Here is a 16,930-nt window from a genome sequence, read left to right as displayed (position 1 = left end):
TTTCAACAGTCTAAAGAGAGCTTGGATCATTCTCCAAGCTCTCTTTTCGTATAAGATGAACAAGTAAACCAGTTCTCCACTTTGTACCTTAAGCCAACTGATTTACTTTTCGCATCACATCTTGGCTTATTTTCCCTAACTTATCTTTACACTGTTCGAGTGACTCACTTTGAACACCAAAGTAGAATTTCACTTTTGGCTCTGTTCCAGATGGACGAATGCAGAACCACGATCCGTCCTCTAGCTTGTACTTAAGAACATTTGATGTAGGATAATCCATCACTTTCTTTTCGTTATTCTCCGTAGTCAGCGACTCGCTTGATTGATAATCTTCAACCACAACAACTTTCAAACCATTAATCATACTAGGAGGTGTTTCACGGAATGACGTTAGAATTGCTTGAATCTTTTCCACACCTGCTTTTCCTTTTAACGTTAATGATTCTAAGCCTTCTTGAAAATAACCGTACTTCTCAAATACTTCGATTAAGCCATCATATAAGTTCATGCCACGAGACTTATAATAGGCAGCCATTTCAGCAGCCAGTAAGCACGCTTGCACGGCATCTTTATCACGGACAAAATCTCCAATTAAATATCCATAGCTCTCTTCATAGCCAAAAAGGTAAGTATGTTCGCTTGTTTGTTCGAATTCTGCGATTTTTTCTCCAATAAACTTAAAACCAGTGAGTGTGTCAATCGTTTTCAATTCGAATGCATCAGCAATCACACGACCAAGTTCTGAGGTAACAATGGTTTTCAATACTACACCGTTAGCTTGGAGTTTTCCTTGTTCCTTTTTATGCGTAAGCAAGTAATCAAGCATTAATGCTCCAGTTTGATTCCCTGTTAGTACAACATATTCATCATTTTTATCCTTAACGGCAACACCAACGCGATCACCATCTGGATCAGTCGCTAATAAAACATCCGCTCCCTCTTTTTCGCCATACTTAATCGCAAGCGAAAAAGCTTCATGCTCTTCAGGATTAGGTGATTTGACTGTTGTAAAGTCTGGATCAGGTAATTCTTGTTCAGCTACGACCGTCACTTGTGTAAAGCCACTATCCTCAAGCACACGGCGTACGGGAATATTAGAAGCACCATGAAGAGGAGTGAAAATAATTTTCACATCTTTTCCTGCTTCTTTTACAAGCTCTGGTTGAACAAGGATTGTCTGCAACTCATTATTATAAGCATCATCAATCTCATCTGAAATAATTTGAAGAAGACGTTCACCTTTTAGCACCAGTTCATCCGTTACTTCAATTTTCAATTCATCTTCAACTTGATTAACGTATCCAATTAGCTCTTCAGCTGGTGCTGGGGGAAGTTGTCCACCATCTGGTCCATATACTTTAAAACCATTATATTCTGGCGGATTATGGCTCGCTGTTATAACAATTCCTGCATAAGCATTCAAATAGCGCACAGCAAAAGAAAGCTCTGGAGTCGGACGAAGCTCGTGGAACAAGTAAGACTTAATTCCATGTTTTCCAAGCGTCAACGCCGCCTCTAACGCAAATTCTCTCGATTTATAGCGAGAGTCAAATGCAATCGCCACACCGCGCTCTTTTGCCTTGGCTCCTCGTGCTTCGATATAACGAGCTAATCCCTCTGACGCTTTTCTAATCGTGTAAATGTTCATACGGTTAGGGCCTGGACCAATTTCTCCCCTCATTCCACCCGTTCCAAATTCCAAATGCTTATAAAAACAATCCTCTAATTCAACATCATTACCTTCGAGCTTATCTAAAGCTTCCTTCCACTCCTTTTCCAATGCCGAATACTCTTTCCACTTTATGTATTGATCCTTCCAGTTCACTCGCTCTCCCCCTAGCAATGATTCTTTTTTAGATCTATAATATATCATTCCACACGAATACGATGACTTCCTTTTACAAATAGGATAAAAATATATTTTTTACAAAAATATGTATGATATGATCCTATTCGACATGATGCGTAAGCACCTATTCTGTAGATTTCAATTTTTTATTCCTATCATTCGGTTGGTACTTACGCTTCTATCATTTTTCTTATAGTGGCGTTTTTGCAAAATATAATTCGGCGGCTAATTCTCTCTCATGCTTTTCTGTCTCTTCTTGTGTCCACTCAAATGTATCACGCATACAACGAATGACAGGCTCCTTCCACTTTTCAACCCAATTAATATTAAAGAAAAGGGCACTCGTTCTTCTAATAAAGAAATCGAGAGGTGTTTCAACCATTTCCTCCTCAATTCCGTAACGTAATTGGGCGTAGAGTGATGCACTCAGATGAAACGCTTCTGCCTCTTTACGCAGCTTACTCATTCGCGCAAACACATTAGATACATTAGAACCATATCGTTTTGCCAGTTCTTTTGCTTCTTGCTTGCTAAGACCTAACATCATTCCCTCTTCGATCTTTCGTTGAATAAACCCTTCAAACCCTTTTGAACCTCCAACATGTCCACCTGACAGGGCAATATCTTCTGTCTCGCATTCTTTTTTCACACCAAGTTCTTTCCCAACAATATTAACAATTCGTTCAGCCATTTTTCGGTAACCCGTTAATTTACCTCCAGCAATCGATATCAAACCAGATTCCGACACAAATATTTCGTCCTTCCGGGAAATTTCTGATGCTGTTTTCCCTTCTTCATAAATAAGTGGCCGTAATCCAGTCCAACTTGACTCAACATCCTCCCGCTTAAGCTGCACCGAAGGAAACATATAATTACAGGCATCAAGTATATAATCACGGTCAGCTGCTGTCATTCTTGGACTTGCAATCTCGCCTTCATAAAACGTATCCGTTGTTCCAACATACGTTTTTCCATCACGTGGAATCGCAAACATCATCCGTCCATCTTTCTCCGTATCGAAATATACAGCTTGCTTTAAGGGGAATCTTGAGCCATCAATGACAAGATGGACTCCTTTTGAGAGCTTTACTACCTTTCCTTCTTTTGAACGGTCTTGCTCTCTAATAGTATCAACCCAAGGCCCCGTTGCATTAACAATTTTTTTCGCAAAAATTTTATGCGCTTCACCACTAAGCTGATCTACGACTAAAGCTCCAATCGCTTTCCCATTTTCATAAAGTAATGACTCTACTTTCACATAATTCAAAGCTATAGCTCCACGCCTCACAGCTTCCTTCAACACTTCAATGGTTAGTCTCGCATCATCCGTACGATACTCGACATATATACCTCCACCTTTTAGCTTTTCCTTTCTAAGCAATGGTTCTTCTTGCAATGTCTGACGTTTTGAGAGCATATGGCGTCGTTCAGACTTTTTCACATCAGCAAGCCTGTCATACACACTTAATCCAACCGAGGTAGAGAGCTTACCAAATGTGCCATCTTTATAAATCGGCAGAAGCATCTTTTTAGGTGAGGTCACATGTGGCGCATTTTCATACACAACCGACCTTTCTTTACCAACCTCTGCCACTAACTTCATCTCAAGCTGCTTTAAATAACGTAAGCCTCCGTGTACAAGTTTCGTCGAACGACTTGAAGTACCTGCGGCAAAATCTTGCATTTCTACAAGCCCTGTTTTCAAGCCTCTTACTTGTGCATCTAAGGCAACTCCAGCCCCTGTTATCCCTCCACCAATCACAAGTAAGTCTAACTCCTCACGTTTAAGCTTCATTACATAATCTTGTCGCTTCTCACTCGAAAATGTATGCCCCATCTCACTCTCCGCTCCTTATCTAGAAAGATGAACAATTCAAAAAACTTCCAACTCCTTGACTCCATTTTAAACGATTTTAGTCAAAAATGCTTATTTTTACAAATTTTTCGACATAATTAATTAAACATGATAACAATAAGGTCTAAGAGGAACGAAAACGTTCTCCTTAGACCTCATTGCTTAAAACAAGGAAATGCTTAAGCTGACGTTGTATATCAAATCAGTAACGGTTGTTCAAGATTAAAGTGATCATCTGGATCACGGTTCCCCCCTGCAATAATAGGTCCCTTCATATGAAATACGTATCCGCAGAAGGAGGTACACGCACAAATCAAAATGCGACTTATTAAAATGAGATATGAACACTATTTCAAAACATTATCTTTACAATGATCGCTTTCTTCTAGTAAAGGTCATTACTTTTATAATCAGACCTTGCTAAGATCAATCTTGTTTATAATTAATTTCATAGATATCATGTCTACGGTCTCGCAATTGATTGACACTTCCTGCTCTACGATGACGTCTTAATATTTCAAGATCAACATCACCAACAACAACCGTTTCAATATTCGGATTACATTCTCCGACAATTCCATCACGTGCAAAAGTAAAATCAGAAGGACTAAAAATACCAGATTGAGCGTATTGAATATCCATATTTTCAACATCTGTTAAATTACCAACAGTTCCAGATAGGACCGTATAAACTTGATTTTCAATTGCTCTTGCCTGTGAACAATAACGAACACGTAAATATCCTTGACGGTCATCTGTACAAAATGGTGTAAAGATAATATTTGCCCCTTTATTTACTGCAATACGAGCTAACTCAGGGAACTCAATGTCATAACAGATTTGGATTGCAATCTTTCCGCAATCAGTATCAAATACATTGACATTATCTCCGCCACTAATACCCCAGAATTTCCGTTCATTTGGCGTAATGTGTAGCTTGTACTGCTTTTCAATTGTTCCATCACGACGGAATAAGAAAGCAATATTATATATCTTGCCTTCTTCTTCAACAAAATGTGAACCACCAATAATATTTACATTGTACTTCAACGCTAAATTGGTAAACAACTCAATATAGTCTTCTGTAAATTCAGTCAGCCTTCTAATGGCTAGACTAGGACTTTTTTCTGGTAAGAAAGATAATAATTGTAGCGTGAAAATTTCTGGGAAAACGGCAAAATCTGAATTATAGCTTGCCGCTACGTCTGTATAATGTTCACATTGAACAGCAAAATCCTCAAACGAAGAGATCTTTTTCATTGCATATTGAATTGTCGTAATTCGGACTGGAAATGACGTCTTAAATTGACGCTTCGGCATCGTAGGACGATAATCAATATTATTCCACTCCATTAATGTTGCATAGCGAAGGGAAGCCTTATCATCTTCTAAGTAGTTCTGATTGATTCGCTTTAACGTAAAACCATTCATCACTTGAAATGTTAAAACAGGATCATAAATATTATGCATCGTCACTTCTTCAACATACTGACGCGGTGTCATTTCTTTGGCATGTTTAAAATAATTCGGAATTCGTCCACCGATAATAATACTTTTCAAATTCAGTTCACGAGCAAGGTCCTTCCTCGCTTCGTATAGTCGACGTCCAATCTTCATTCTGCGATATTCAGGATGAACCATGACCTCAATACCATAAAGATTATAGCCTTCATAATCATGGTTTGTTATATATCCATTGTCTGTAATTTCATCCCACGTATGTTGATCATCATATTCATCAAAGTTAATAATCAAACTTGAACATGAACCAATAATCTCACCATCATATTCAACACAAAATTGACCTTCTGGAAAAATGTCTAAATGACTTTCTAAATGTTCTCTTTCCCAAGGCTCCATGTCTGGAAAACAAAGTTTTTGCATATTTATAATCGCATCGAAGTCCTTCTCCTCGATATGACGAATAATCATTTTTTTCTCGAATTTAGACATATCAATCATCGACATCGTTATCATCTCCTTCCCCATCGAAACCATTCCATTATAAAGTTTACCCGTTTTTATAGCTTATGAACACTCTTTTGTCTTGCTTGTATTTATAATGAGAAAACCACCTTAATTTAAGGTGGTTTAAGAAGATCAATCTATTCTTCCTTTACTGCGATGTGCACATCAATTTGTCCGATTTTACTATTAAGAGGAACTGTTACAAAAGGATTACTTGAATGTAATTTAGACTCCCCCTCATTTACAATAGGTGTCGTCACATCGATAATACACGATTCTTTTGAAAGTTCAGTAGCTGTGGTACCCGCTACCCAATTTCCAAATTCTTGCACAGCACTCAAACCCATCTCATCAAGTTGATCAATTTGCATACCACCCATCATCACACCGACAATTTGTTTGGCCGTATTATTAGAAAATGCGCAAACAATTTGACCTGTTAGCTCACCCTTCACTCCTAAAATAACAGCAATTTCCTTAGAAAAAACGGTCCCTGTTCCAGTTGTTGGCTCAAGGGGTGTAACGTCTAATCCGAAATGGTTTGTTAATATTTCATTAGTAGCTCGACTTATCGCGTTTACATGTTTAACATTCAAATCCATTCCCCCATTGCTTATCACGCAGAAAAATACTAATCCTGTCGAAATGCGGTAAATTATTTACATTTTACCATAGCACTTTAGAGAAATGTGATTTTTTTTAATTTACTGCAGCTACCTTCTCTTTATCACGAATAAGGTGCCACTGTTCTCTTGCCATTTCAACTAATTTCCGTTCAACAGACTTATTTTCATGCTGTATGACGCGAGAGAAATAACGGATGGCATTGTCCTCATCTTCAAGGCGCCTTGATAGTTCCCCAATTAAATAGAGAACTCTCATATCAGTCATTTGTGTTTTTAAATAATCAGATTGTTGATAGGAAGCTTCATACTGTAGAAGGGCTTTTTCCAAAAAACGTCTTTCTTGTTCCGTATCCTTAAGCAAACGAAACATCCAAGCAAGGCGAAGACATAGACCTGCTATGACAATATTCTTTTCTTTTTTCAGCATTGCGGACAGGACTCCTAATTTCATCGTGCGAATCGCATCCTCAACCGAACGCTCTCGTCCAAAATCTTGCGTTTTCCATTTCTGAAATTGTTCTAAAATGATCGCCTTCGTGCCTGGCGGAAAGTATTTGTTAAACATTTCTGTTGAAGCGAAGCCACAATGTGGACAAACATCGACTTCATAAAATACTGGATTCAATGATGCGTCTTTGTACTCAGTGTAGAAATCACTGTGTATTTTGTTCACACGAACAAATCTTGAACGCATTCTTTTTGTTTGAAATGGCATTTCGCAGAATAAACAACAGACTTCTTTATCATAAAGTGGCTGCAATTCATAAATCATGCGCATCACCCTAGTCTTTTAGTTTTATTTATATTTTAGTCTATAAGTACCCATTAAGACTAGATATTTTTCTATTTATTTCTTTTTTTTGATTTGTATTTTACATTTCTATTTCAATAGATTAAAACTGGTCCTTTAGTATCAATCAATAAAAATTTTCCTTTTTATAAAATCTTTCGGAATAGTAAGCGTTTTCATATACATAGAAATAATTGACTACAGTGGTCAATCTCTACAGGGGGGAATCTCCTTTTCCTATGACAACACACGCACAAGGAACGATATGGATGTCCCTTCACGCATCAAAAAACGAAGAAGATAGGGGCGGGTATAATTGAACAGAAAAAAAGAATGCGTTGCCATGTTACTTGCAGGAGGGGAAGGAAAGCGATTAGGTAACTTAACAAAAAAGGTAGCCAAGCCTGCTGTATATTTTGGTGGCAAATATCGAATCATCGATTTTCCATTAAGTAATTGTACGAATTCAGGGATTGATACCGTCGGTGTGTTAACTCAATATGAACCACTTGCTCTTAATAGCCACTTAGGCATAGGAACTCCTTGGGATTTAGACCGTTGGAATGGCGGATTAACGTGCTTACCTCCATTCGTTGAGAAACAAGGTGGTTCTTGGTATTTAGGTACTGCTGATGCGATCTATCAAAATTCCTCTTTCATCGAGCAATATGATCCTGAATACGTACTCATCTTATCTGGTGATCATATTTACAAGATGGATTATAGCCTCATGCTTGACTATCATATAGAACGCAAAGCTGAGGCTACGATTTCAGTTATTGAAGTTCCTTGGGATGAAGCAAGTCGTTTTGGCATTATGAATGCAGCAGATAACGGAGTCATTTCAGAATTTGAAGAAAAGCCAGTTCATCCAAAAAGCAATCTAGCTTCAATGGGGATTTATATTTTTAATTGGTCTGTCTTGAAGTCTTATTTAAAAAACGATGCTAGATCTGATTTATCGAGTCATGATTTCGGTAAAGATATTATTCCAGCCATGCTTCAAGATCATCGCAAACTATTTGCTTATCCTTTCTCTGGATATTGGAAAGATGTTGGAACGATTCAAAGCTACTGGGATGCAAATATGGATTTACTTTCCAAAAATCCTTCACTCAAATTGCACGATCACCATTGGCGCATCTATTCTGTTAATCCTAATCAACCTCCTCATTTTATTGCTGCAAAAGCAAACGTATCGGATTCTCTAATCAATGAAGGTTGTGTCGTATACGGAGATATCGATCACTCGATTCTCTTTCATCAAGTAAAAGTTGGTTATAACAGCTCCATTTCGAAATCGGTGCTGATGCCAAATGCAAACATCGGCAACCACGTCAGCCTAAATAAAGTAATTGTTGCCGAAGGGGTTACAATTCCAGATTATACAACAATTGAATCACCCCATGATGAGATTATCGTAATAGACAGAGATATTCCCATTCAAAAGAAAGCAGTCTCTAGATAACCAACTAGTAATCTAGCCAACTATCAACTACTTTTGGAGGTTTTATATGAGTAAATTAATGGGTGTTATCCACTTAGACGGAGAACAGGACTTGTTTGGAGAACTCACTTATTTCCGGTGTGGTGCGGCCGTTCCTTTTGGAGGTCGATATCGAATAATAGATTTCGTCCTATCAAACATGGTTAATGCTCGCATTCGTGATGTAGCTGTCTTTACACGTCGAAAATATCGCTCTTTAATGGATCATCTTGAAACAGGAAAGTCTTGGGATTTAGATAGAAAACGTGGAGGCTTGTTTATTTTACCTCCTGATTGGAACGATCCCACTGATTTTTCATTAGGTGAGTTACAGCATTTTCACAATAACCGTGATTTTCTTGACCGTGGCTCAGCTGACTATGTACTTATTACAGGTGCCCATCATATTTGCAATATCGATTATGGCAAGGTCTTCGCCGAACATTTACGATCAGGAGTCGATGTAACCCTTATCTATCAAAATGTGCAGCAACTTGAACATGAACATCGCTTTGAAAAGAAGCTCGATCTCGATCAAAATCGATTCGTCAAAAACATAACAACCGATGCAACTAATCATAATCTATACATGGGCATGTTTATTATTCGAAAAGCATTATTACTAGAAATTGTTGACTATTGTATCGCTAGGCGGAAAGAAAATTTATTACAAGATGGCATCATCGCCAACCTCGACCGTCTGAAAGTACGTGCCTATGCTTATAAAGGATATCTCTCTGTCGTCAATTCGATCGAAAGCTATTTCAAACATAGCATGGCTTTGCTTGATGTCGATGCCTATACCCAGCTCTTTTTAAACCGAAAACCGATCTACACAAAGGTAAAAGATGAGCCCCCAACACGTTATACGAAAGACGCAAAAGTCAAGGGTTCCTTATTTGCAAATGGATGTGTCATAGAAGGAACCGTCGAAAATAGTATTCTATTTAGAGGCGTTCATGTTCATAAAAATGCGGTTGTTCGTAATTCGATCATCATGCAGCGTTGCAACATTCAAGAAGGAACCGTTTTAGAAAACGTCATCTTAGACAAAGATATTATCATCTCTCCAGATCGAACCATCATAGGACCACCAGAACATCCACATGTCATTGCCAAAAGAAAAGTGATCTAGAAAAAAGTCGACACGATGGTTTGTCTAATAGCACAACTCCATACCTTCATCTCCCCTCTCACAAAAGTACCAGAAGTGACCGCGGCAGATGTTTTAGCTAAATCCATCTAACTTCCAAACAAAGGAGACTATTGACTATGAATATTGTTATGGTTGCCTCAGAATGCACACCTTTTTTTAAGACAGGGGGGTTAGCCGATGTTATCGGCTCTCTCCCTCGCTTTCTTACAAATCGCGGACATAAGCTATCTGTTTTCTTACCAAAGCACTCTTCCCTCTCACCAGAAATAACCGATCAATTACAATTTATCGGCTCCTTTGATGTGTGGGTGAGATGGCGCAAGCAGTATTGTGGTCTATTTGTTTATCAACTAGAGGATGTTCGCTATTATTTTATTGATAACGAGTATTATTTCAAACGTGCTTCTCTATACGGCGAATTTGACGATGCAGAACGCTATACCTTCTTCTCACATGCTATCTTCTCTGCTCTTGATTATATAAACCTTAAGCCAGATATTCTTCATTGTCATGATTGGCAAACTGGCTTGATTCCAGCTTACATTCGAACAAATCCTGATTTAAACGATATTAAAACCGTCTTTACCATTCACAATTTAAAGTATCAAGGAATTTTCCCTTTATCGATCTTTGATGAGCTACTTCATTTTGATTCCATTCATCACGCTGGCTTGGAGATGAATGGAGCGATTAATTTTATGAAAACAGCACTTGTCCATTCTGACTGGGTAACAACAGTCAGTCCAACTTACGCTAGTGAAATGATGAGCTCGCACTACGGAGAAGGCTTAGAACAACTTCTTTTGCAACGTGAAACAAGCATAACAGGTATCGTAAACGGCATTGATGAAGATATCTATCATCCATCTACAGATTTACACATTCCCATCACATATTATCAACAACCTGAGCGTAAGAGCGAGAACAAATATTATATGCAAAAAGAGCTTGACCTCCCAGTTGATCGTCACATTCCAATGTTTATTCTCATAAGTCGATTGGTTGAAGAAAAAGGGCTCTCACTGCTCCTATCCATTCTCGATCACCTTCTCACAACAGAGTCCATTCAAGTTGTGATCATGGGTACAGGAGAGCAATATTTTGAGGAGGCATTCCAATCCGTCTCTAACCGTCATCCATCAGCTTTTCGATTTATTGGAGAATTCAATGAAGGGTTAGCTAGAAGATTATATGCAGCTTCTGACTTTTTTCTCATGCCTTCACGATTCGAACCATGCGGCTTAAGCCAATTGATTGCCCTACGCTATGAAAGTGTGCCAATTGTTCGCGAAACAGGTGGTTTAAAAGATACGATTCAGTCATTTAATGAATATACAAAAGAAGGAAATGGGTTTACTTTCACGAATTATAATGTCAATGACTTATGGCATACAATTCACTATGCCATTTCGCAGTACCATCACCCAGACAATTGGCAGAAGATTTTAGAAAATGTCTATGAAAGTAAACTTAGCTGGCATGATTCAGCAATTGAGTACGAACACGTTTACTCTCATCTCAGTTCAGCTAATAACGAGGAGGATGAATATGACACTGACCGTCGAGAGTCTGGGACAATTACTGAAAGAGAAGCTGACCTTATCATTCGGTAAAAGCCTTGAAGAAGCAACTACGAAGGATATGTTTCAATCTATTTGCTTAATGATGAGAGAATCTATTCATACAAATTGGCACAAAACGCAGGAAGTCTACCGTGATAGCGAAAGCAAGCAAGTCTATTATTTTTCAATGGAATTTTTGCTAGGACGTATGGTCGAAACCAATCTATTAAATATGGGGTTGTTGTCCCTTTACAGTGAAACGCTCGAAAGTCTTGGTTTTGATCCTGAGGAAGTCTTTCATGAGGAGCATGATGCAGGGCTTGGTAATGGCGGTCTAGGAAGACTAGCCGCCTGCTTTCTTGATTCTCTTGCATCTCTTCAACTGCCTGGTCACGGCATGGGAATTCGTTATAAATACGGGTTATTCCAACAAAAGGTCGTAAATGGATATCAAGTTGAGTTACCCGACTATTGGTTAAAGGATGAATACATGTGGGAAACGAAACGCAGTGATAAAACGATTGAAGTTCGCTTTGGTGGAACCGTTGAAACGTCTAACGAAAATGGGAGCCTTAAATTTCACCATCACGACTATGAACGTGTTCTGGCGATTCCATATGATGTTCCAATCGTTGGCTATCAAAATGAAACAGTGAATACCCTACGACTTTGGAGTGCTGAGTCAACTTCTAATCATTTCCACTTTCACTCAAGTCGCGGTCACGATTATTATCATTACCTTGATTACAAACGCTCTGTTGAAAAAATTTCTGAATTTCTTTATCCAGATGACTCTTATTATGAAGGAAAAATATTACGCTTAAAGCAACAGTATTTTCTCGTTTCAGCAGGGCTTCAAAGTATCCTTCAACGGTTTAAAAAACAATTTAAAGAGCTCAAATGTTTACCTAATCATATTGTCGTTCAAATCAACGACACTCATCCAAGTCTGATCGTTCCAGAATTGATGCGTTTACTCATTGATGAAGAAGGTCTTGATTGGGACGAAGCGTGGGATATTACTCAACGCACAGTTGCCTACACGAATCATACAACATTAAGTGAAGCACTTGAAAAATGGCCTGAAGATATGATTCAATCCCTTTTCCCTCGTCTTTATCTGATTATCAAAGAAATCAACGAACGCTTTTGCCAAATGCTCTGGTTTGACTATCCCGAATTACGTGACAAAATTCCTGAGATGGCGATTCTTTCATACAATCAAATTCATATGGCTCATCTTGCCATGGTCGGTAGCTTCAGCATTAACGGGGTAGCGAAGTTACATACTGATATTCTCAAAAATCGCGTCATGAAGCCATTTTATACCGTCTTTCCAAAGCGATTTAATAACAAAACAAATGGCATTACCCACAGGCGTTGGCTCTTAAATTGTAACCCCGAACTAGCAACGGTCCTCTCAGATACAATTGGACCAAATTGGATCAAGGAACCACACCGACTAGCTAGTTTACTCCCTTTTGCCGATGATGCCGGGCTTCAGGAATCGATTGCAAAAGTGAAGCATGAAAACAAAAAGAGGCTCGCTCACTACATTAAAAAGCATTATGATATTACCATTGATGATAAGTCCATTGTTGATGTCCATATTAAGCGACTGCATGGTTATAAACGTCAGCTTCTGAACTTATTCCATATCATTCACCTTTATCAACTTTGCCTCGAACAGCCTACTATTGAAATGACACCACGAACGTTTATCTTTGGAGCAAAAGCAGCCCCAGGCTATTTATTTGCTAAGCATGTCATTAAGTTAATCAATACTGTTGCAGAAAAAGTCAATCATCATCCGCATGTACGTGATAAAGTAAAAGTGATTTTCCTAGAGAATTATCAAGTTAGCCTTGCTGAACGAATTATCCCTGCGGCTGATGTTAGTGAACAAATTTCCACAGCTAGTAAAGAAGCTTCTGGCACAGGTAATATGAAACTAATGATGAACGGAGCACTGACGATTGGCACACTTGACGGAGCTAATGTTGAAATTAGTGAACTAGTTGGTCCAAATAACATCTTCACATTTGGTCTCACCTCTGAGGAAGTATTTGCTTATCAACAACGAGGGGATTACCGGGCGCGTGATTACTACAACAACGACCGCCGCTTAAAATCAGTCATGGACCTACTAGTTAATCAACATTTTACAAATGATGATGTAGAGTTCAAAGATATTTTCTACTCCCTCCTCTCTAATAACGATGAATACTTTGTCTTAAAAGACTTTGACAGCTATGTTCATGCACATAAGCTAATTGAACAATCCTATCATAATCAACATGAATGGTTACAAAAGAGCATCATTAATATTGCTCACTCAGGAACGTTTTCTAGCGACAGAACCATTCAAGAATATGCAAAAGATATATGGGAGATTGAACCAAAAAAACAATCATAGTTCGACATAAAAGAGTCTCCTTCTATGAACATCATGTTCAATAAAGGAGACTCTTTTATTTTTAAATTTTAAGCACGCTCCCTTTCTTCCCTTATGATCAGTGCTTCTTTTGGATAATCTGTAAAAATCCCATCACAGCCCCAGTCCATATACTCTCGCATCCACTCACGATCATTCACAGTATATGGTCGCAACCGAATCCCTTTTCTCATTAAATCTTGGGCCTCTGTCTTTAATAAAAGAGGTGAACAGAAATGATATCCAGGTGCCCCTATTCTTTTTAAATAAAACGCTGGTTCATGTAAAGCAGCCATCACAATGACCGCAGTCTCTACCTGCGGCATTTTTTGCTGAATCAAATGGATAATAGTATGATCAAATGAAGAAAGAATCACCCTGTCAACTAATCCAAATTGCACAATTAGAGAAAGGACCGTCGATGAAATAAGCTCTCGTTCACGAACATCACCCTTTAATTCAATATTCAAAAGCAACGAATGATGTTTAGCCCAAATGAATACTTCTGTAAGCGTTGGAATTTGCTCATTTTTAAAATCAGGATGAAACCACTCTCCTGCACTTAGCTCTTTTAATTCTTTAACCGTATGTGATCGAACAAGTCCAGACCCCGTTGTCGTTCGATCAAGTGTATGATCATGAATAACCACAGGTACATCATCTTTGCTTAATTGAACATCAAACTCAATACCATCTGCTCCAACATTCACTGCAGCCCCAAAAGCGGCCATCGTATTTTCAGGAAATTGGCTCGATACACCGCGATGAGCAAAAACGTTCGTTTGAGTCATCATGAATCCCCTCCTTATCTTGATTTCATACGCACATCCCTTTACGTAACAAGTTTATGTAAATGTAAGGTTGTATAATCTTTAAGATTACGTAAAGACTTTCACAAACAATGTACTCTTTTTTGCTCAATTCCATGTTCCCTTATTATATAATTGAGCAAAAAAGCTGTCAGAAAACCTATCAATCATAGCATTTCTCGCTATATTTACTAAAAAATCAATTGTCATCTTTTTTGATAGTTGGTAATATTTATTGATAGACTACAGAAAGGGGTTGATTGAATGGAAGAAGAAAGCAGAGTTTTAGCCATTATTAATGAAATTAGCAGTTTTATTTGGGGACCACCACTACTTATTTTAATAGTAGGGACTGGGATTTTTTTAACATTTCGTCTTTCTTTTTTACAATTTTCCACGCTGCCTTATGCATTGAAGCTCGCATTCAGTCGCAATCAAGACAAAAATTCTGAAGGAGATATTTCGCATTTCCAATCATTAATGACCGCCTTAGCCGCAACAGTTGGAACAGGTAATATTGCGGGTGTAGCAACAGCCGTTGTGATCGGGGGACCAGGGGCTGTTTTTTGGATGTGGCTCTCTGCCCTTTTCGGGATGGCAACGAAATACGCAGAAGCGATTCTTGCTGTTAAATATCGTGAAAAAGGCCCTAATGGTGAAATGGCTGGTGGACCGATGTACTATCTTGAAAAAGGACTAGGTCAAAAATGGCTAGGGGTAGTATTTGCTGTTTTTGCTGCTATTGCTGCCTTTGGAATCGGAAATACCGTACAGTCAAATTCAGTTGCTCATGTTGTTGAAAGTAACTGGGGAATAAACCCGTGGTTGACGGGAATCATTATGGCTATTTTTACTGGTCTCGTTATTTTAGGTGGTATTCGTAGTATTGGGCGTGTCGTAGCATTTATCGTGCCTTTAATGGCTTTATTCTATGTCATTGCTGGACTTGTTCTTATCTTCTCGAATTTATCTCTCGTACCAGGCGCTATTGGCCTTATTTTCTCAGATGCCTTTACTGGTCAAGCCGTTGCTGGGGGCGCAATTGGGATTGTCATTCAGTACGGGGTTGCACGTGGAGTATTCTCCAATGAAGCTGGTTTAGGCTCGGCTCCAATTGCAGCCGCTGCCGCAAGAACTGATTATCCAGGACGTCAAGCACTTGTCTCCATGACCCAAGTATTTATTGATACCATCGTTATTTGTTCGATTACGGGTATTACTCTTGTGATGGGTAATTTATACACAAATGGTGAAACAGGAGCTGCTCTTACTTCAGCAACATTTGAATTCTTCCTTGGACCTATTGGTTCTGTTATTGTTGCAATAGGCTTAATTTTCTTTGCCTACTCTACAATTCTAGGATGGTCCTATTACGGGGAAAAAAGTTTCGTTTATTTATTCAAATCTCAGACATCAATCGTTATATATCGTATTTTATTCGTCATTGCTGTCGTACTCGGAGCAGGAGCTAGCCTTGACCTCGTTTGGGGTATAGCAGATATTATGAACGGATTAATGGCGATTCCAAACTTAATAGGTCTCCTCGGCTTATCTGGTGTCGTCGTAGCTGAAACTCATCGTTTCCTGAAACAAATGAAAGAAGAGAAGAAACAGAATAGCGCTTATCATGTAGAGCAATAGGATTAGAAAGAAGGAGTTAGCCTTTTGCCAACTCCTTCTTTCTTTTATTCGACGATAAAACGTCCTTTTTCCTCTGCTCCCCAGTAAAGAATACATTCATCACCACTATGTAATGGACCGACTCCCTCAGGCGTTCCTGTATAAATCAAATCTCCCTTTCCTAGGCCAAAACATTCGGCACACTCATCAATGATTGCTTGAAAGTCAAACATCATGTTTTGAATATTGCCTTTTTGAATGACATCACCATTTTTTACAAATGAAAAATCAACCTGCTTCAAGCTTTCCACTCCTTCAAATTTCCAGAACGGAGTCACGATTGCTGAATTTTTAAACCCTTTTGCACGTAACCATGGATGTCCTTTTTCCTTTAAGACTGATTGTACATCGCGGAGCGTTAAATCAAGACCTAATGCAATCTCGCTCACGACATCTTCAACCCTATCCCCTTTTTGAACGTCACGATCAATGCGAAGCACGATCTCAATCTCATGATGAACCTCACCTTTATCCTTAGGTAAAGAAATTACTTGTCCATCTGTATAAACAAGCGCATGAGTTGGTTTCGAGAAAAGAATCGGCTGCTTCGGAATCGCATTTCCAAGTTCCTCCGCATGCTTAGCATAATTACGTCCAATACAGTAAATGTTTTGTGTCTCCATCAATTCTTCTCTCCTTTTTCATATAGCTTCTTCTTTAGTTTAATCGTTTTCATTAAGATAAAAAAGAAAAAAGATGAAGAATTCGGTTCAAC

Annotated in this window: 12 protein-coding genes; 5 read left to right on the top strand and 7 right to left on the bottom strand. The window is 38.6% G+C overall.

All coding sequences use genetic code 11. The features are described from left to right. Window positions 1-88: 88 nt before the first annotated feature. From IQ10_RS10075 to IQ10_RS10055, 5 genes are all read right to left on the bottom strand, one after another. Window positions 89-1,825 carry a phospho-sugar mutase gene (locus tag IQ10_RS10075; protein ID WP_144450374.1) on the bottom strand — a complete coding sequence of 579 codons (1,737 nt, stop codon included), beginning with the start codon at window positions 1,823-1,825 and terminating at the stop codon, window positions 89-91. Window positions 1,826-2,039: 214 nt separating this feature from the next. Then, the gene (locus IQ10_RS10070) at window positions 2,040-3,686 is read right to left on the bottom strand and encodes a glycerol-3-phosphate dehydrogenase/oxidase (protein ID WP_144450372.1); all 1,647 of its coding nucleotides are present in this window, start codon (window positions 3,684-3,686) and stop codon (window positions 2,040-2,042) included. Between the two features lie 444 nt (window positions 3,687-4,130). Continuing rightward, window positions 4,131-5,672, bottom strand: a complete 1,542-nt coding sequence (locus IQ10_RS10065) for a bifunctional GNAT family N-acetyltransferase/carbon-nitrogen hydrolase family protein (RefSeq protein ID WP_144450370.1) — start codon at window positions 5,670-5,672, stop codon at window positions 4,131-4,133. A gap of 137 nt (window positions 5,673-5,809) precedes the next feature. Then, window positions 5,810-6,274 carry a chemotaxis protein CheX gene (locus IQ10_RS10060; protein WP_367613671.1) on the bottom strand — a complete coding sequence of 155 codons (465 nt, stop codon included), beginning with the start codon at window positions 6,272-6,274 and terminating at the stop codon, window positions 5,810-5,812. 97 nt (window positions 6,275-6,371) lie between these two features. Next, entirely contained in the window at window positions 6,372-7,070 is a 699-nt protein-coding gene (locus IQ10_RS10055; protein ID WP_144450366.1) for a DUF2225 domain-containing protein, read from the bottom strand. A gap of 334 nt (window positions 7,071-7,404) precedes the next feature. Here IQ10_RS10055 and IQ10_RS10050 point away from each other — a divergent pair, with 334 nt between their 5' ends. The 4 genes from IQ10_RS10050 to IQ10_RS10035 all read left to right on the top strand — a co-directional run bounded on the left by IQ10_RS10050 (window position 7,405) and on the right by IQ10_RS10035 (window position 13,708). Next, window positions 7,405-8,556, top strand: a complete 1,152-nt coding sequence (locus IQ10_RS10050) for a glucose-1-phosphate adenylyltransferase (RefSeq protein WP_144450365.1) — start codon at window positions 7,405-7,407, stop codon at window positions 8,554-8,556. Between the two features lie 46 nt (window positions 8,557-8,602). Then, a complete protein-coding gene (gene glgD, locus IQ10_RS10045) occupies window positions 8,603-9,709 on the top strand; it encodes a glucose-1-phosphate adenylyltransferase subunit GlgD (RefSeq protein WP_144450363.1) in 1,107 nt (368 codons plus the stop codon). A 137-nt stretch (window positions 9,710-9,846) separates the two neighbouring features. Then, on the top strand, window positions 9,847-11,343 hold the full coding sequence (locus tag IQ10_RS10040; protein ID WP_144450361.1) for a glycogen synthase: 1,497 nt from the start codon (window positions 9,847-9,849) through the stop codon (window positions 11,341-11,343). Continuing rightward, on the top strand, window positions 11,279-13,708 hold the full coding sequence (locus tag IQ10_RS10035; RefSeq protein ID WP_144450360.1) for a glycogen/starch/alpha-glucan phosphorylase: 2,430 nt from the start codon (window positions 11,279-11,281) through the stop codon (window positions 13,706-13,708). Before IQ10_RS10040 ends, IQ10_RS10035 begins: the two co-directional genes overlap by 65 nt. A gap of 68 nt (window positions 13,709-13,776) precedes the next feature. Here the strand turns inward: IQ10_RS10035 and IQ10_RS10030 are convergent, their stop codons facing one another. After that, complete coding sequence (locus tag IQ10_RS10030; RefSeq protein WP_144450358.1) at window positions 13,777-14,517, bottom strand: glycerophosphodiester phosphodiesterase; 741 nt, start codon at window positions 14,515-14,517, stop codon at window positions 13,777-13,779. A 282-nt stretch (window positions 14,518-14,799) separates the two neighbouring features. On the opposite strand from IQ10_RS10030, the gene IQ10_RS10025 reads away from it, so the two are divergent. Further along, entirely contained in the window at window positions 14,800-16,176 is a 1,377-nt protein-coding gene (locus tag IQ10_RS10025) for an alanine/glycine:cation symporter family protein (RefSeq protein ID WP_144450356.1), read from the top strand. A 44-nt stretch (window positions 16,177-16,220) separates the two neighbouring features. On the opposite strand, the gene IQ10_RS10020 is transcribed toward IQ10_RS10025, so the two are convergent. Continuing rightward, window positions 16,221-16,838, bottom strand: a complete 618-nt coding sequence (locus IQ10_RS10020; RefSeq protein WP_144450354.1) for a fumarylacetoacetate hydrolase family protein — start codon at window positions 16,836-16,838, stop codon at window positions 16,221-16,223. Window positions 16,839-16,930 lie beyond the last annotated feature (92 nt).

The sequence above is a fragment of the Halalkalibacter nanhaiisediminis genome, from assembly GCF_007830185.1.
Classification (GTDB): Bacteria; Bacillota; Bacilli; order Bacillales; family Bacillaceae_D; genus Halalkalibacter; species Halalkalibacter nanhaiisediminis.
The sequence above is the reverse complement of the archived record's forward strand: the minus strand, read 5'-3'. Positions and strand labels throughout refer to the sequence as shown.